14 protein-coding genes are annotated in these 17,041 nt (G+C 71.8%); 12 read left to right on the top strand and 2 right to left on the bottom strand.

Annotated elements, in window-relative coordinates; translation table 11 throughout:
* Positions 1–67 precede the first annotated feature (67 nt).
* Positions 68–1,702 carry a PucR family transcriptional regulator gene (locus ACIQ8J_RS09150; protein ID WP_403277808.1) on the bottom strand — a complete coding sequence of 545 codons (1,635 nt, stop codon included), beginning with the start codon at positions 1,700–1,702 and terminating at the stop codon, positions 68–70.
* Positions 1,703–1,891: 189 nt separating this feature from the next.
* Positions 1,892–3,697, bottom strand: coding sequence for a glycoside hydrolase family 15 protein (locus ACIQ8J_RS09155; RefSeq protein WP_403277806.1), 1,806 nt, complete (start codon positions 3,695–3,697; stop codon positions 1,892–1,894).
* Positions 3,698–4,124: 427 nt separating this feature from the next.
* On the opposite strand from ACIQ8J_RS09155, the gene ACIQ8J_RS09160 reads away from it, so the two are divergent.
* The 12 genes from ACIQ8J_RS09160 (at position 4,125) to ACIQ8J_RS09215 (ending at position 17,019) form a co-directional block, all read left to right on the top strand.
* Positions 4,125–5,798 carry a CTP synthase gene (locus tag ACIQ8J_RS09160; RefSeq protein ID WP_403277804.1) on the top strand — a complete coding sequence of 558 codons (1,674 nt, stop codon included), beginning with the start codon at positions 4,125–4,127 and terminating at the stop codon, positions 5,796–5,798.
* A gap of 129 nt (positions 5,799–5,927) precedes the next feature.
* Positions 5,928–6,554 (top strand): NUDIX domain-containing protein, encoded by a 627-nt coding sequence (locus tag ACIQ8J_RS09165; protein WP_403277802.1) that lies wholly within the window; start codon positions 5,928–5,930, stop codon positions 6,552–6,554.
* Positions 6,555–6,714: 160 nt separating this feature from the next.
* On the top strand, positions 6,715–8,742 hold the full coding sequence (locus ACIQ8J_RS09170) for a tetratricopeptide repeat protein (RefSeq protein ID WP_403607783.1): 2,028 nt from the start codon (positions 6,715–6,717) through the stop codon (positions 8,740–8,742).
* A 163-nt stretch (positions 8,743–8,905) separates the two neighbouring features.
* A complete protein-coding gene (ald, locus tag ACIQ8J_RS09175) occupies positions 8,906–10,021 on the top strand; it encodes an alanine dehydrogenase (protein ID WP_403266574.1) in 1,116 nt (371 codons plus the stop codon).
* Positions 10,022–10,425: 404 nt separating this feature from the next.
* A complete protein-coding gene (locus ACIQ8J_RS09180) occupies positions 10,426–11,544 on the top strand; it encodes a ParA family protein (RefSeq protein ID WP_403265541.1) in 1,119 nt (372 codons plus the stop codon).
* Positions 11,529–12,062: a hypothetical protein gene (locus ACIQ8J_RS09185; protein WP_403265544.1), complete on the top strand. Its 534-nt coding sequence runs from the start codon at positions 11,529–11,531 to the stop codon at positions 12,060–12,062. Before ACIQ8J_RS09180 ends, ACIQ8J_RS09185 begins: the two co-directional genes overlap by 16 nt.
* Before the next feature lie 161 nt (positions 12,063–12,223).
* Positions 12,224–13,138, top strand: a complete 915-nt coding sequence (locus tag ACIQ8J_RS09190) for a segregation and condensation protein A (RefSeq protein ID WP_403265547.1) — start codon at positions 12,224–12,226, stop codon at positions 13,136–13,138.
* On the top strand, positions 13,105–13,755 hold the full coding sequence (gene scpB, locus ACIQ8J_RS09195) for an SMC-Scp complex subunit ScpB (protein WP_403266576.1): 651 nt from the start codon (positions 13,105–13,107) through the stop codon (positions 13,753–13,755). Before ACIQ8J_RS09190 ends, scpB begins: the two co-directional genes overlap by 34 nt.
* The gene (locus tag ACIQ8J_RS09200) at positions 13,752–14,903 is read left to right on the top strand and encodes a pseudouridine synthase (RefSeq protein ID WP_403265550.1); all 1,152 of its coding nucleotides are present in this window, start codon (positions 13,752–13,754) and stop codon (positions 14,901–14,903) included. The genes scpB and ACIQ8J_RS09200 overlap by 4 nt, the downstream gene beginning before the upstream one ends.
* A 120-nt stretch (positions 14,904–15,023) precedes the next feature.
* Positions 15,024–15,185, top strand: a complete 162-nt coding sequence (locus ACIQ8J_RS09205; protein WP_403265552.1) for a hypothetical protein — start codon at positions 15,024–15,026, stop codon at positions 15,183–15,185.
* On the top strand, positions 15,182–16,009 hold the full coding sequence (locus tag ACIQ8J_RS09210; RefSeq protein ID WP_403265555.1) for an NUDIX hydrolase: 828 nt from the start codon (positions 15,182–15,184) through the stop codon (positions 16,007–16,009). The genes ACIQ8J_RS09205 and ACIQ8J_RS09210 overlap by 4 nt, the downstream gene beginning before the upstream one ends.
* A complete protein-coding gene (locus ACIQ8J_RS09215; RefSeq protein ID WP_403265558.1) occupies positions 16,006–17,019 on the top strand; it encodes an ADP-ribosylglycohydrolase family protein in 1,014 nt (337 codons plus the stop codon). Before ACIQ8J_RS09210 ends, ACIQ8J_RS09215 begins: the two co-directional genes overlap by 4 nt.
* Positions 17,020–17,041: the final 22 nt, after the last annotated feature.

Genomic DNA, 17,041 nt, shown 5'->3' on the forward strand with positions numbered 1-17,041 from the left:
TCCGGCGGATCATGGCCGGGTCCGACCCTGACCCACCGGACACCCCCTGGCGCGAAACGTTCCTACGTCAGCCCGAAGCGTGCCTGCGCGCCCGGAGCGCCAGCGACAGCGCCAGGACGGTCTGCGGGTCGTCCAGGTCCGTGCCCAGGAGGTCGGCTATGCGGGCCAGGCGGTTGTAGAGGGTCTGGCGGTTCAGGTGGAGTTCGCGGGCCGTCTCCGCCTTGCGTCCCGCGTGGGCCAGATAGGTCTCCAGGGTGGGCATCAGGGCCGGGCGGGCCGCGCGGTCGTGGGCCTGGAGCGGGCCGATCGCGCGCTCCACGAACGCCGCCAGATCGGGGTGTTCGCGCAGCCGCCACAGCAGCAGATCGATGTCGAGGCGCCGGGCGTCGTACCAGGCGCGCTCCGGCAGTCCCCGGGCCGCCGCCGCGGTCTCCGCCGCGTGCCGCAGCCCGGCGCCCGCCGCCGCCCAGCCGCCCGCGACGCCGACCACGACCACCGGCTGGGCCCCGGCCCGCGCCCCCATCAGACCGGCCCGCTCGACGCCCGCCCGCAGCGCCGCCGCGACCCGGTCGGCCACCGCCGTACGCTCCGACTCCGAACGCAGGCCGAGCAGGAGCGGCACCCGGCCCTCGACGGGGCGTACGCCGAGCAGGACGGGCACGCCCACCGAGGACAGTTCTTCAAGGACCGCCCGCGCCAGGACCGCCCAGTTGCCCGTCGGGGCGAGCTCGGAGGCCAGCCGCATCACCACCGGGAGCAGCGGGCCCTCGCCGGGTCTGAAGCCGAGGACCTTGGCCTGGCCGGGCGCGTCCTCGGGGGTGATGCGGCCCTCGGCGAGATCGGTCAGGAAGTCGCCGCGGCCGCGCGCGGCCAGCTCCTCCTCCTGGCGGGCCTGCATGAGGACGACCGCCAGGATGCCCGCGGCCCGCTCGGCCGCCATGCGGTGCACCGGCAGCAGGGGCGGGCCGACCGCGAGCAGCGCGAGGCGGGCCCGTACCGCGCCCACGCCGTGGCCGCCGCCCGGCACGTCGACCAGGACCGCACCCGTCGGCGGGCCGGACGCTCGGGCCTCGCGCTGGCCGCGCAGCCCCTCCCAGACCTGGAGCGGATCGGCGGCCGCCTCGCCCGCCTCGCAGGCCGCCGCGTACAGGAGCTGGCCGTCCGGGGTCTCCAGGAAGACCGGGTTGGCGGTGAAGTCGGCCAGGATGCGCAGGACTTGGGGGATGCCGCCGCCGCCGAGCAGCGCGCCCGTGCACCGCCGGTGCACTTCCTCGGCGCGTTGCAGCAGGGCGTAGTGGCCGTTGACGATCTCGGTGTGGATCTCCTCGGTCACCGCGACGAACGGCACCTCGCGGTGCAGCTGGACGAGGGGGAGCCCCGCGGTGCGTGCGGTTTCCACGATGGTGGCGGGCAGCCGGGCGAAGCGCGGGCCGAGTTCGACGACCAGCGCGGCGATGCCCCGGTCCGCGAGCCGGCGGACGAAGGCGCGCTGCTCGGCGGGGCGCGTGCCGAGGCCGAGCCCGGTGGTCAGGAGCAGCTCGCCGCCCTTGAGCAGCGAGGCGATGTTCGGCACCTCGCCGGCGTGCACCCAGCGCACCGTGCGGTTGAGCCGCTCGGCGCCCGCGACGACCTCCGGGAGACCGCCGCGCAGCCCCGGCAGCTCCAGCGCCCGCTGCACGGTGATCCCGCCCTGCGTCTCCACTGCGACCCACCTCTCGTCCTGCGGGATCCGGCGCCCGGCCCCGGGACGACACCGCATCTGCCGGACGCTACCTGCGGTTACGTTCCGGAGCCCGCCCGTTGTGGCGTACGTCACTCCGGCTGTCGCGGGGCGTCGGGTGGCCGTCCTCGCGGCCGCGCCGGAACGCGAGGACGGTCTTCGGCCCGGGGATCAGCCGCCGTACGCGCCCGAGGCGGTGAGCCGCAGGGCGGTGTCGATCAGCGGAACGTGGCTGAACGCCTGCGGGAAGTTGCCGACCTGGCGCTGGAGGTGCGGATCCCACTCCTCCGCGAGCAGCCCCAGGTCGTTGCGCAGGGCGAGCAGCTTCTCGAAGAGCTTGCGGGCGTCGTCGACCCGGCCGATCATCGCGAGGTCGTCCGCCATCCAGAACGAGCAGGCCAGGAACGCGCCCTCCTCGCCCGCCAGACCGTCCAGATTGTCCGTGTCGCCGCCCGTCGTCGGGTAGCGCAGGATGAACCCGTCCGGCGTGGACAGCTCGCGCTGGATCGCCTCGATGGTGCCGATCACCCGCTTGTCGTCCGGCGGCAGGAAGCCCATCTGCGGGATGAGCAGCAAGGACGCGTCCAGCTCCTGCGAGCCGTAGGACTGCGTGAAGGTGTTGCGTTCCGGGTCGTAGCCCTTCTCGCAGACGTCCCGGTGGATCTCGTCGCGCAGCTCGCGCCACTTGTCGAGCGGGCCGTCGGCGTCGCCGGACTCGATGAGCTTGATCGTGCGGTCGACGGCGACCCAGGCCATCACCTTGGAGTGCACGAAGTGGCGGCGCGGCCCGCGCACCTCCCAGATGCCCTCGTCCGGCAGGTCCCAGTGGCTCTCCAGGTAGCGGATCAGCTTGAGCTGGAGCAGGGAGGCGTAGTCGTTGCGGGCCAGGCCCGTCATGTGCGCCAGGTGCAGCGCCTCGGTGACCTCGCCGTACACATCGAGCTGGAGCTGGTGGGCGGCGCCGTTGCCGGCCCGGACCGGCGTGGAGTTCTCGTATCCGGGCAGCCAGTCGAGCTCGGTCTCGCCCAACTCCCGCTCGCCCGCGATCCCGTACATGATCTGGAGGTTCTCGGGGTCGCCCGCGACCGAGCGGAGCAGCCACTCGCGCCAGGCGCGGGCCTCCTCGCGGTAGCCGGTGCGCAGCAGCGAGGACAGCGTGATCGCCGCGTCCCGCAGCCAGGTGTAGCGGTAGTCCCAGTTGCGTTCGCCGCCGATGTGCTCGGGCAGCGAGGTGGTGGGCGCGGCCACGATGCCGCCGGTCGGGGCGTAGGTCAGCGCCTTCAGCGTGATCAGGGAGCGGACCACGGCCTCGCGGTAGGGACCGTGGTACGTGCAGTGCTCCACCCACTCCCGCCAGAAGTCCTCGGTCGCCTCCAGGGAGGCCTCGGGCTCCGGCAGCGCGGGCGGCTCCCGGTGCGAGGGCTGCCAGCTGAGGGTGAACGCGACCCGCTCGCCCGGCGACACCGTGAAGTCGGAGTACGTCGTGAGGTTCTTGCCGTACGTCTCCGCCTCGGTGTCCAGCCACACCGAGTCGGGGCCCGCGACGGCCACCGTGCGGGAGTCCACCTTGTGCACCCAGGGTGTGATGCGGCCGTAACTGAACCGCATGCGCAGGGCGCTGCGCATCGGGACCCGGCCGCTGACGCCCTCCACGATGCGGATCAGCTGCGGGGCGCCGTCGCGCGGCGGCATGAAGTCGGTCACCCGGACCGTGCCGCGCGGGGTGTCCCACTCCGACTCCAGGATGAGCGAGTCGCCCCGGTAGCGGCGGCGGTCGGCGACCGGTGGCGGGTCGTCGGTGCCGTACGCCGGGCCGACCCGCCAGAAGCCGTGTTCGTCGGTGCCGAGCAGTCCGGCGAAGACGGCGTGCGAGTCGAAGCGCGGCAGGCACAGCCAGTCCGCGGTGCCGTCCCGGCAGACCAGTGCGGCGGTCTGCATGTCTCCGATGAGTGCGTAATCCTCGATGCGCCCGGCCACGTGCAATCTCCAGTCGAACGGCCACGTCGCCCCCTCGGGGCGCTTACAGCGACAGCGGTCAAGGGTTCGCCAACGAGCGCATGTTCCGGATGACGGACGGGGTGGTGCCGTGCTACCAGGTGGCTCGGCAAGCGAGTGTCCGAGCAGGATACGACGCACCTTAGTGATCCGCTGGAGCGTTCCTTGAACGCCATTGGGCCGAATGGGTGAGCCCTGCACTCAGGGCTGTCCGGCCGCATACAGAGCGTGGCCGGGCGCGGTCTGTCGTTGTCGCTGATACCCTGGTAGCCCGTGGCCGGGTGCTGAAAAAAGCCCCGAACCGCAGCGACGGCACCCCCCGGAAACGCGTACGGCATTGCGTACGCGATCCGAAAAGGGAACGCCGGTACGCACTCCACACAGCGACCACGGGAGCCCCCTCTTGGCCATGCAGCCCAAATCCACGACGACCAAGCACATCTTCGTCACCGGGGGTGTCGCCTCTTCCCTCGGCAAGGGTCTGACTGCCTCCAGCCTGGGTGCGCTCCTCAAGGCTCGGGGCCTTCGGGTCACGATGCAGAAGCTCGACCCGTACCTGAACGTCGACCCGGGCACGATGAACCCGTTCCAGCACGGCGAGGTGTTCGTCACCAACGACGGCGCCGAGACGGACCTGGACATCGGCCACTACGAGCGTTTCCTCGACGTCGACCTCGACGGCTCGGCCAACGTCACCACCGGCCAGGTCTACTCGCAGGTCATCGCCAAGGAGCGGCGCGGCGAGTACCTCGGCGACACCGTGCAGGTCATCCCGCACATCACCAACGAGATCAAGCACCGCATCCGGCGCATGGCGACCGATGACGTCGACGTGGTCATCACCGAGGTCGGCGGCACGGTCGGCGACATCGAGTCGCTGCCGTTCCTGGAGACGGTCCGCCAGGTCCGCCACGAGGTCGGCCGCGACAACGTCTTCGTCGTGCACATCTCGCTGCTGCCCTACATCGGCCCCTCCGGCGAGCTGAAGACCAAGCCGACCCAGCACTCGGTCGCCGCCCTGCGCAACATCGGCATCCAGCCCGACGCGATCGTGCTGCGCGCCGACCGTGAGGTGCCGCTGTCCATCAAGCGCAAGATCTCGCTGATGTGCGACGTGGACGAGGCCGCCGTGGTCGCCGCCATCGACGCCAAGTCGATCTACGACATCCCCAAGGTGCTCCACACCGAGGGCCTGGACGCCTATGTCGTGCGCAAGCTGGACCTGCCGTTCCGCGACGTGGACTGGACCCAGTGGGACGACCTGCTCGACCGGGTCCACAACCCGCTGCACGAGGTCACCGTCGCTCTGGTCGGCAAGTACATCGACCTGCCCGACGCCTACCTCTCGATCACCGAGGCCATGCGCGCCGGCGGTTTCGCCAACAAGGCCCGCGTCAAGGTGAAGTGGGTCACCTCCGACGACTGCAAGACCCCGGCCGGGGCCAAGAAGCAGCTCGGTGACGTGGACGCGATCCTGGTCCCCGGCGGCTTCGGCGACCGCGGTGTCAACGGCAAGATCGGCGCGATCCAGTACGCCCGCGAGAACAAGGTGCCGCTGCTCGGCATCTGCCTGGGCCTGCAGTGCATCGTGATCGAGGCCGCGCGCAACCTGGCCGGCATCCCGGACGCCAACTCCACCGAGTTCGACGCCGCCACCTCCCACCCCGTCATCTCCACGATGGAGGAGCAGCTGGCGTACGTCGAGGGCGCGGGCGACCTGGGCGGCACCATGCGGCTGGGCATGTACCCGGCGAAGCTCGCCGAGGGCTCGATCGTCCGCGAGGTCTACGACGACCAGCCCTACGTCGAGGAGCGCCACCGCCACCGCTACGAGGTGAACAACACCTACCGCGCGGAGCTGGAGAAGAAGGCGGGCCTCGTCTTCTCGGGCACCTCCCCGGACAACAAGCTGGTCGAGTACGTCGAGTACCCGCGCGAGGTGCACCCCTACCTGGTCGCCACCCAGGCGCACCCGGAGCTGCGTTCGCGCCCGACCCGCCCGCACCCGCTCTTCGCGGGCCTGGTCAAGGCGGCCGTGCAGCGGCAGGAAGACGCGCACAAGGCGGGTAAGTCCGGCAAGTAGTCGCCGGCATTCCCCGAGCTCTCGACTACGCTCAAGCAGGGGAGACCCCGATCGTTGCCGGGGTACGGGTCCTCAACACGGGCCCGTGCCCCGGTTTCTGTTGTGTGCGCACCGTGGGAGGACGCCGACATGGCCATCGAGGACACCGCCGAACAGTGGCAGGTCGTGGCGAGTGCCACCCCCTTCACCGGCAACAAGACCAGCGTCCGCACCGACGGCGTCGTGATGCCCGACGGCTCGGTCCACCAGCGCGACTACCAGGTCCACCCCGGCTCGGTGGCGGTCCTCGCCCTGGACGACGAGGGCCGGGTCCTGGTGCTGCGCCAGTACCGCCACCCCGTACGCCACAAGCTCTGGGAGATCCCGGCCGGACTCCTGGACGTGCCCGGCGAGAACCCGCTGCACGCCGCCCAGCGCGAGCTGTACGAGGAGGCGCACGTCAAGGCCGAGCAGTGGCACGTCCTGACCGATGTCTACACCTCTCCCGGCGGATGCGACGAAGCGGTACGGATCTTCCTGGCGCGGGACCTCTCCGAGGCGGACGGCGAGCGCTTCGAAGTCGCCGAGGAGGAGGCCGACATGGAGCTGGCCCGGGTGCCGCTCGGCGATCTCGTACGGGGTGTGCTGGCGGGCGAGCTGCACAACAACTGCCTGGCGGTCGGCGTTCTCTCGCTGGCCGCGGCCCAGAACGGGGACGGCATCGACGCGCTGCGCCCGGCCGGGGCGCCCTGGCCGGCCAGGCCCTTCGAGGAGTGAGCCGGAGCCCCCGTCCACCCGATCTGAAAATCGGCTGATCCGATCGGGCGACATCCCCGCCGCGCTCCGCCCGAACGGTCACGAAGCGTGAACTACGCTCGGACCGACCGTGCGGATACCCGCGCGGTCTCCAGGTGCGCAGGCGGACGGAGCGTGGCCCGTGACGGATCAGGCGGTGGACGTGGGCGGCGCTGCCGCCGGGCAGCGCACGGGTCAATTCCTCGGCAGGCAGCGGGAGTTGAAGGAACTCCGGGACGACATCGCACGGGCCGGACTTGACACGCTGTCAGGAAAGAAGTCGCCCCGGGCCAGGGTCCTGCTGATCGCGGGCCGGCCCGGCTCCGGACGCACCGCGCTCGCCGAGGAGCTGGCCCGCCAGGTGGCCGGCGACTACCCCGACGGGGTGCTGCGGGTCGGTCTCACCGAGCCGGGCGGGGCCAGGATCCCCGCCGACCGGGTCGCCCGGGACCTGCTCGACGCCCTGGCGGTCCCGGCGCCGCCCGGGGCCGGCCAGGACGAACTCACCGAACTGGTCCGCGCCGCCCTCGCGGGCCGCCGGGCGATCGTGCTGCTCGACGACGCGGCCGACGCGGAACAGGTCGGCCCGCTGCTCCCCGACACCTCCGCCTGCCTGGTGGTGGCCACCGCCCAGGGCCCGCTCACCGGGATCCCCGATGTGCGCCCCTGCACCCTCGGCGGACTCGACGTCAAGTCGTCCGTCGAACTCCTGGAGACCTACACCGGTTCGGTGCGCGTCACGGTGGACCCGCGCGCCGCCGAGACCCTGGTGGAGGCGTGCGGCGCACAGCCGGCCGCCCTCGTCCTGGTCGGCGGCTGGCTCGCGGCCCGCCCCAAGGCGGCCGTCGTCGACGTGGCCAGGCAACTGCGCGCCATGTCCGACGACGGGCCCGAACTCCCCAGCGCGGAAAGGCCGTTGGCGCGCGCCTTCCAGCTCGTGTACGAGTCCCTCTCGCAGCCGTCCGCGCGGATACTGCGACTGCTCGCGCTGGCCCCCGCCGGGATCGCCGACGCCCACACCGCCTCCGCGCTGGCCGGCTGCTCGGTCTCCGGCGCCCAGAACGCGCTCGCCGACTTCGTGGCGTACGGACTGCTGCGGAAAGACGGCGCGGTGCCCGACCAGTACCGGGTCCCCGGCTCCCTCGCACCGCTGCTGCGCGCGCTGTGCGAGGCGGTCGACCGGCCCGGCGAGGTGCAGCTGGCCCGCGCCCGGATGCTGGAGCGCACCGTACGCCTGCTCCAGTCCTGCCGGGCGGTCACCGAGCCGGAGGGCTCGCCCGCCCGCAAGAGGCTCGCCGGGCTCCCGCGCGCCCTGCGCTTCCCCAGCGCCGCGGCGGCCGACCGCTGGCTGAGCGGCCGCCAGTCCGCGCTGCTGGCCGCCGCCCGGCTCGCGGTGGAGGACGGCGGGCTCGACACGCTGGCCCGCCGTCTGGTGGCCGCGCTGGTGCGGGCGCTCGCCGCGCACCGGGGCGCCGAGGCCGCGGCCCCCGAGCTGTACGGGCTGCACCGGCTCGTCCTCGATGTCGCCGAGCGCCGCGATCTGCACCGGGAGAAGGCCGCGGCCCTGCTCAACCTGGGCGATCTGGACGCGCAGACCGGGCGGACCACCGAGGCGCTGGCCCGCTACCGGGCCGCGCTGGACGCGGGCCGCGCGGCGAACGACCCCTACGCAACCGGCCGCGCGATGGAATCCGTGGGCGGCGCCCACCAGGAGCTGGGGGACTGGCAGCGGGCCTCCGACTGGTACGGGCGGGCCCTCTCGCAGCGCCTGGCACGCGGCGAGCGCGCGGACGAGGCCCGGCTGTACGGGCGGCTCGCCACCGTGCACACCTACGCGGGCCGCTACGGCGAGGCGCTGCGCGGCTGGCGGGCCGCGGTGGCCGGATACCGGCGGCTGGGTGATCTCCCCAGCCAGGCAAGGGCGTTGAGCGAGGCGGCCCGGGTCCAGGAGTACGCGGGGCGCCCCGAGGAGTCGCTGCGCACCTGCCGGGAGGCGGTCGAGCAGGCGCGCAGGGCCGGTGATCTGCGGTTGCAGGCCGCGCTCCAGCTCCGGCTCGCCGACACTCTCGACCGGCTCGGCGACCCCGCCGCGGCCCGGCTGCACCGGGCCGCGGCCGACCGGCTTCTGGAAGATGAGGCAGCAGAGGCAGGGGACCTGCGAAATCCGTAGCGCTTCAGCCAAAGATTGGAGCTTTGTAAGGGTAGACAGCGGGAAAACCTTCATTAGACTGGCTCCGCCGCAACTTCCTGCGGTGTCTCCCGGTGTGCCGGTGTGCATCCGGGTATGTATGGCATTGCCCCCCTTTACCCCTGAGCCAAGGACCGTGATCGACGTGAAGGTCGGTATCCCCCGCGAGGTCAAGAACAACGAGTTCCGGGTGGCCATCACCCCCGCCGGTGTGCACGAGCTCGTGCGCCACGGCCACCAGGTCTTCGTCGAGCAGAACGCCGGCGTCGGCTCCTCGATCACGGACGCCGAGTACATCGGCGCCGGCGCGGAGATCCTCGCCACCGCCGACGAGGTCTGGGCCACCGCCGACCTGCTGCTCAAGGTCAAGGAGCCCATCGCCGAGGAGTACCACCGCCTCCGCAAGGACCAGACGCTCTTCACCTACCTGCACCTCGCCGCCTCCCGCGAGTGCACGGACGCGCTCCTGGAGTCCGGCACCACCGCCATCGCGTACGAGACCGTCGAGACGGCCGGCCGCCAGCTGCCGCTGCTCGCCCCGATGTCCGAGGTCGCGGGCCGGCTCGCCCCGCAGGTCGGCGCGTACCACCTGATGCGCTCGGCCGGCGGCCGCGGTGTGCTGCCCGGCGGCGTCCCCGGCACCCACGCCGGCAAGGCCGTGGTCATCGGCGGCGGCGTCTCGGGCTGGAACGCCACCCAGATCGCCGTCGGCATGGGCTTCCACGTGACCCTGCTCGACAAGGACATCAACAAGCTCCGCGAGGCCGACAAGATCTTCGGCACCAAGGTGCAGACGATCGTCTCCAACGCCTACGAGCTGGAGAAGGCCGTCGTCGAGGCCGACCTCGTCGTCGGCGCGGTGCTCATCCCCGGCGCCAAGGCCCCGAAGCTGGTCACCAACGAGCTCGTCGCCAAGATGAAGCCCGGAAGTGTCCTTGTCGACATTGCGATCGACCAGGGCGGCTGCTTCGAGGACTCGCGTCCGACCACCCACACCGAGCCGACCTTCATGGTCCACAACTCGGTCTTCTACTGCGTCGCCAACATGCCGGGCGCGGTTCCGAACACCTCCACCTACGCGCTCACCAACGCCACGCTGCCCTACATCGTGTCGCTGGCGAACAATGGCTGGGTCGAGGCGCTGCGCCGCGACGCCGCGCTCGCGCAGGGCCTCAACACCCATGACGGCCAGGTCGTTTACGCCTCCGTCGCCGAGGCCCACGGCCTGGAGCACGTCGACCTGCACACGCTTCTCGGCTAGCGAAGAGCCGGTTCGTCAACGCGGACCGTCAACCTCATACATCCGGCCGGACCTTGATGACCAAGGTCCGGCCGGATGTGTATCGCGACACTTCTGCCCACCTGTGACGGGCTCGCTCAACTCGCCTCGAACGTAACCCTTTAACCGTTTCGCGCACTGGTGAAATGCGCGCTTGACCGCCCGTACGCCCTTGACAGAGTGGTGTTCGGTTGCCGACACATCGGGCCGGGTCCGGCGGATTGTGTTGCTGCGGACCGGTGACACGCCATAGAGTCGCCAACCGTCGGCATGGTGCCACGCTGACCTATCGATAAAGTTTCCTGGTCACGTCCAAGGAGGTAAGACGACTTGTGAATGAGTCGACATTTACTCCCGGAGGTGGTCAGTCAGGAATCCCTGCGGGGATGTCCGTACGGGGCCAGAGCCCTTCGGGGCCCGAGGCTGTCGGCTCCGTCGCGGTCCGCACCTTCGAAACCACCCAGCACATGACGACAGCCCCACGGATGATGGACGGCCTACACGTGAACGCCACGGCCGGCAACGAGAGCGGCCGGGACACCGCCGCTCTCGCCGACTTTGACGAGGTGCCCCAGGGGCACTTCTACGACCCCGACGCCGAGTACGAGCCCGACCCCGAGTACGCGGCCACCCTCGCACCCGACGCTGCCCGCCAGCGCCGCGAGCGGATCGGCCCGACCGGACGGCCGCTGCCGTACTTCCCGATCCCGGGTCCGCTGACCGACCACGGTCCCGCGAAGATCATCGCGATGTGCAACCAGAAGGGCGGCGTGGGCAAGACGACGTCGACCATCAACCTGGGTGCCGCGCTCGCCGAGTACGGACGCCGCGTGCTGCTCGTCGACTTCGACCCGCAGGGAGCCCTGTCGGTCGGCCTCGGCGTCAACCCGATGGAACTCGACCTCACCGTCTACAACCTGCTCATGGAGCGGGGCATGTCGGCCGACGAGGTGCTGCTCAAGACCGCGGTCCCCAACATGGACCTGCTGCCGAGCAACATCGACCTGTCCGCCGCCGAAGTGCAGTTGGTGAGCGAGGTCGCGCGCGAGTCCACGCTCCAGCGGGCGTTGAAGCCGCTGATGCAGGACTACGACTACATCGTGATCGACTGTCAGCCCTCGCTCGGCCTGCTCACCGTCAACGCCCTCACGGCGGCCCACAAGGTGATCGTGCCGCTGGAGTGCGAGTTCTTCGCGCTGCGCGGTGTGGCCCTGCTGACGGAGACCATCGAGAAGGTGCAGGAGCGCCTCAACCCCGACCTGGAGTTGGACGGCATCCTCGCCACGATGTACGACTCCCGCACGGTGCACAGCCGTGAGGTCCTGGCCCGTGTGGTCGAGGCCTTCGACGACCACGTCTACCACACGGTGATCGGCCGGACCGTGCGCTTCCCGGAGACGACCGTCGCCGGTGAGCCGATCACGACGTACGCCTCCAACTCCGTCGGCGCAGCCGCCTACCGTCAGCTCGCCAGGGAGGTGCTCGCCCGGTGTCACGCCGAGTGAGTCTGCCCGGGGCCGACGAACTGTTCCGTACGACCGGGGGGATGGCGCTCTCGCCGTCCACCCCGAGGCGGGGGGCCAACGGCGAGGCGAGGGTGCCGGGTCCGGCGGGCGAGAGCGAGCCGGCCTCCGGCGAGCCCGCGCCCGAGGCGGAGCACACCGCCGCCGAGGAGGACTCCAACCCGGCCGAGCCGCGCAGCCGGGGCGCCGCCGACGCGGAGGCCGCCAAGACCCGGCGCACGCCCGCGCAGGGCGGCTCGGGCACCGCGCAGCAGCGCCGCCGTCAGCGGGCCGCCAACCGGCGCCCCAGCGGGCGCGAACGGCACGACGAGAAGATCACCGTGTACGTCTCCGCCGAGGAGCTGATGGACCTGGAGCACGCGCGCCTGGTCCTGCGCGGTGAGCACGGGCTCGCCGTGGACCGCGGGCGGATCGTCCGCGAGGCCGTTGCCGTGGTCCTCGCGGATCTGGAGTCGCGGGGCGACGCGAGCATTCTCGTACGGCGTCTTCGGGGCCGGTAGCGGCTAGCCTGCGGCTTGCTCTGCCCCTTTTTGACGACCCCCTGGACCGCCCCTTGTCGACTGCCGACGACTCTGTCGCCCCTGCGCGTGCTCCGCGCCGTGCTCTAGGGCGGGGTCCGGGTGGGGCGGACGATCCCTTCCCCACCCCGCCCCTTCCCGCTGTGACATTCAGCGGCTCCGCCGCGGAGGGAGCTCTGCCCCCAGACCCCCGCTCCTCAAATGCCGGAGGGGCTGGGTTTTTGCCGGCCAGGACTGAAGCTGTTACCGACGAGCCCGACGACGGGCGGTTCAAGGTCAGGCTCGCCAATTTCGAGGGGCCCTTCGATCTGCTGCTCCAGCTCATCTCCAAGCACAAGCTGGACGTCACCGAGGTCGCGCTGTCCAAGGTGACCGATGAGTTCATGGCGCACATCAGGGCCATGGGGCCCGACTGGGATCTGGATCAGACCACCGAGTTCCTCGTCGTGGCCGCCACCCTGCTCGACCTCAAGGCCGCCCGGCTGCTGCCCGCCGCCGAGGTGGAGGACGAGGCCGATCTCGCGCTCCTGGAGGCGCGGGACCTGCTGTTCGCGCGGCTGCTCCAGTACCGGGCGTACAAGCAGATCGCGGACATCTTCAGCGGGCGGCTCGACGCGGAGGCGCGGCGCTACCCCCGTACCGTCGGCTTGGAGGCGCACCTCGCCGAGCTGCTGCCCGAGGTCGTCATCAGCATCGGCGCCGAGGGTTTCGCGAAACTGGCAGTGAAGGCCATGCAGCCCAGGGCGAAGCCGCAGGTGTACGTCGACCACATCCACGCCCCCCTGGTCTCGGTGCGGGAGCAGGCCGAGATCGTCGTGGCGCGGCTGCGGGAGTCGGGCGAGGCCAGCTTCCGGGTGCTGGCCGAGGACGCCCCGGACACGCTCACGGTGGTGGCCCGCTTCCTCGCCCTGCTGGAGCTGTACCGCGAGAAGGCCGTCGTCCTCGACCAGGACGAGGCGCTGGGCGAGCTGATGGTGCGCTGGAGCGGCGGGGAGGGCGACGGGACGCCGACGGTGACCGACGAATTCGACCGAGTGGTGACGGAGGAGAAGGCGTGAGCGAGGAACTGGAGCTGAAGCCGGCCCTGGAAGCCGTCCTCATGGTCGTCGACGAGCCCGCCACCGAGGAGCACCTCGCGAAGGTCCTGGACCGGCCCAGGCGGGCCGTGGCGGACGCCCTGCGGGAGCTGGCCGACGAGTACACCGTCCAGGGCCGCGGTTTCGAGCTGCGGCTCGTGGCGGGCGGCTGGCGGTTCTACAGCCGGGCGGAGTACGCGGACGCCGTCGAGGGCTTCGTCCTGGACGGCCAGCAGGCGCGGCTCACCCAGGCGGCCCTGGAGACCCTCGCGGTCGTCGCGTACCGCCAGCCGGTGAGCCGGTCGAGGGTCTCCGCGGTGCGCGGAGTGAACTGTGACGGGGTCATGCGGACCCTGCTTCAGCGGGGTCTGGTCGACGAGGCGGGCACGGAACCCGAAACAGGTGCGATCCTGTACACGACGACGAACTACTTTCTGGAGCGGATGGGCCTGCGCGGCCTGGACGAGCTCCCGGAGCTCGCGCCCTTCCTCCCCGAGGCGGACGCGATCGAAGCCGAGACCCTGGAAGGCGTCCCGTCGTTCGACCCGGACGCGCCGGACGCGCCGGAAACCCACGCAGACGACAAGACGGAACTTTGATGCGAAGCAGCGGCAGGAACAGCAGCGGAAACAACGGCGGGAGCCGTGGTGGCAACAGCGGCGGCCGCGGCAGCAGTGGTGGCGGCGGTGGCCGAGGCGGCAACCGGGGTGCCGGTGGCGGCCGCGACGACCAGCGCAAGGGCGGCGGCGGCAACCCGCGCCGTCCCCGCCCCGAGGAGCGCACCTACGACGTGGGCGGCTCCCCCGAGTCGCCCCGCTCCGGCCGCGGCGCCTCCGCGCGCGGCGGTGCGAAGGGCGGCCCCAAGGCCCCGCAGGGCGGCACCCCGGTCCGCCGCGGCCCGCACGGCCAGCGCCTCGGCCAGGCCCGCCCGCGCGAGCTCGACGCGAAGATCGAGCAGCGCAACCGCGACCGGTACGCGGACAAGCCGGACGTCAAGACCCCCAAGACCTTCCCGGGCGCCGAGCAGGAGGGCGAGCGGCTGCAGAAGGTGCTCGCCCGAGCCGGCATGGGTTCGCGCCGCGCCTGCGAGGAGCTGATCGAGCAGGCCCGTGTCGAGGTCAACGGCGAGATCGTGCTCGAACAGGGCAAGCGCGTCGACCCCGAGAAGGACGAGATCAAGGTGGACGGCCTGACCGTCGCCACCCAGTCGTACCTGTTCTTCGCGCTGAACAAGCCGGCCGGCGTCGTCTCCACCATGGAGGACCCGGACGGCCGCCAGTGCCTCGGCGACTACGTCACCAACCGCGAGACCAGGCTCTTCCACGTCGGCCGGCTCGACACGGAGACCGAGGGCATCATCCTGCTCACCAACCACGGCGAGCTGGCCCACCGTCTCACCCACCCGAAGTACGGCGTGAAGAAGACCTACCTGGCGGCCATCACGGGCCCGCTGCCGCGCGAGATCGGCAAGCGGCTCAAGGAGGGCATCCAGCTGGAGGACGGCTACGCGCGCGCCGACGCCTTCCGGGTCGTCCAGCAGACCGGCAAGAACTACCTGGTCGAGATCGAGCTGCACGAGGGCCGCAAGCACATCGTGCGCCGCATGATGTCCGAGGCCGGCTTCCCGGTCGAGAAGCTGGTCCGGGTCGCCTTCGGTCCGATCGGGCTCGGCGACCAGAAGTCCGGCTGGCTGCGCCGCCTCACCAACACCGAGGTCGGCATGCTGATGCGCGAGGTCGAGCTCTAGACACCGCCCCACTTCTCGGCGAGAGCCCGGTTCCCGTGTCCGTACGGGAGCCGGGCTCTTCTCTTGTGCCCGTACGCCGAACACCTTTATAGTCAGGATGACCATTAAGGAGGTGCGGGCGTGAGCCTGGCTTGGAGCGAGGGCACTGCCCTCACCGTGTGCGGCGGGTGGACCTGGGCCCACGGGGGTGGATCAGGTCCATTCGCCGCCGCGGCCTCCTCCGTCGACGTGCTGCCCGACCGCGGCCGGGACCTCGCCGTCCCGCTGCCGGAGGGACGATGACCGCCGCGGGCGGGGCCCGGGTGCCGGAGGGGTGCGCCCGGGTGCCCGCGGACGACGAGAGGGCGGGCCGGGCGTCCGGGGACGACGAGCGGGTGGGCCGGGTGCCCGAAGGGTATGACCCGCACGCCTTCGAGCCGTTCGCCGTCACCGTCGACCTGGCCGTCTTCACCGTCCGCGACGGCGCCCTGCACGCGCTGCTCATCCGGCGCGGCCAGGAGCCGTACGCGGGCGCGTGGGCGCTGCCCGGCGGGTTCGTGCTGCCGCGCGAGTCCGCCGAGCTCGCGGCGCGGCGCGAACTGGCCGAGGAGACCGGCCTCTCCGACGAGATCGTCGCCGCGCTGCACCTGGAGCAGCTGCGCACCTACAGCGAGCCGGACCGCGACCCCCGCATGCGGGTGGTGTCGGTGGCGTACACCGCGCTCGTGCCCGATCTGCCCGAACCGCACGGCGGCGGCGACGCGGCCCACGCGGAGTGGGTCGCCTTCGGCACGTACGGGCGCCTGGCCTTCGACCACGCCGAGATCCTCGCCGACGCGCACGAACGCATCGGCGCCAAGCTCGAATACTCCTGCCTCGCGACGTCGTTCTGCCCGCCCGAGTTCACCCTCGGCGAGCTCCAGCAGGTGTACGAGACGGTCTGGGGCACCGCCCTGGACCGCCCCAACTTCCGCCGCAAGGTCCTTGCCACGCCCGGCTTCGTCGAGCAGGTGGCGGGCGCCTCGCGGCTGACCGGCGGCCGGGGCAAGCCGGCCGCGCTCTACCGGGCGGGTCCGGCGACCGCGCTGCATCCGCCCCTGCTGCGCCCGGAAGGACGACAGACATGAACCGTCCCGTGAAACAGACGGCCACCGGCGCGTTGCTCGGCCTCGCGCTGGGTGACGCACTCGGCTACCCCACCGAGTTCAGCGATGTGCCCTCGATCCTCGCCAAGTGCGGGCCGTGGCGCGACATGGCGCTGCCGAAGCCCGCGATCGTCACCGACGACACCCAGATGACGCTCGCCCTCGGGCGCGGCATCCGCAGCGCCATGGACAGCGGCCTGCTCGGCCCGCGACGCCTTGAGGGGCCGGTCCGCGCGGAGTTCGTCGACTGGTACCACTCGCCCGAGAACAACCGGGCGCCCGGCCGGACCTGCCTGGTCGCGTGCGCCCGCCTGGACAGCGGGCTGCCCTGGCAGCAGGCCAGCCAGATCGGCTCCAAGGGCTGCGGCGCCAACATGCGGGTGGCGCCCATCGGCCTCGTGCCGGGACTGAGCGAGGAACAGCGGGCGGGCGCCGCCCAGTTGCAGTCCGCGCTCACCCACGGCCACCCGACCGCCCTTGCCGCGTCCGACCTCACCGCGCGGGCGGTGTTCCTGCTCGCGCAGGGCGCCGACCCGGTGGGCCTGGTCGGCCAGCTGCGGTCGTACGCGTACGAGAACCGCAGCCGCTACCACGACCGCTGGCTCGGCGACCTGTGGACGCGGGCGCAGGACCCGACGCCGGGCCACTTCATCGCCCGCGGCTGGGACGACTGCCTCGACGCCCTCGACCGGGTGCTCAAGGCGCTCCGCGACCCGTCGCCCGAGACCGACCCCTGCCTGGAGACGGGCGACGGCTGGATCGCCGAAGAGGCCTTCGCCACGGCCTTGTTGTGCTTCCTGCTGTTCCCCGACGAGCCGCTCACCGCACTGCTCCGGGCCGCCTGCACCCAGGGCGACTCGGACTCCATCGCCTGCCTGGCCGGCGCCTTCGCGGGCGCCCACCTGGGAGCGGCCGCCTGGCCGCAGGAGTGGACCGAGCGCATCGAGTACCGCAGTGAACTCCTGACGCTGGGGGCGCTCTGGGATTCCTGAGGGTGACGAACTGGAGCCGCTG

Origin of the sequence: Streptomyces sp. NPDC094147, assembly GCF_044764265.1 — a bacterium.
GTDB lineage: Bacteria > Actinomycetota > Actinomycetes > Streptomycetales > Streptomycetaceae > Streptomyces.

Excerpts from the sequence above, each read along its gene's own strand:
- ACIQ8J_RS09160 (WP_403277804.1), top strand. The coding sequence starts at position 4,125 with ATGCAGCCCAAATCCACGACGACCAAGCACATCTTCGTCACCGGGGGT.
- ACIQ8J_RS09165 (WP_403277802.1), top strand. The coding sequence starts at position 5,928 with ATGGCCATCGAGGACACCGCCGAACAGTGGCAGGTCGTGGCGAGTGCC.
- ACIQ8J_RS09180 (WP_403265541.1), top strand. The coding sequence starts at position 10,426 with ATGTCCGTACGGGGCCAGAGCCCTTCGGGGCCCGAGGCTGTCGGCTCC.
- ACIQ8J_RS09210 (WP_403265555.1), top strand. The coding sequence starts at position 15,182 with ATGACCGCCGCGGGCGGGGCCCGGGTGCCGGAGGGGTGCGCCCGGGTG.
- ACIQ8J_RS09215 (WP_403265558.1), top strand. The coding sequence starts at position 16,006 with ATGAACCGTCCCGTGAAACAGACGGCCACCGGCGCGTTGCTCGGCCTC.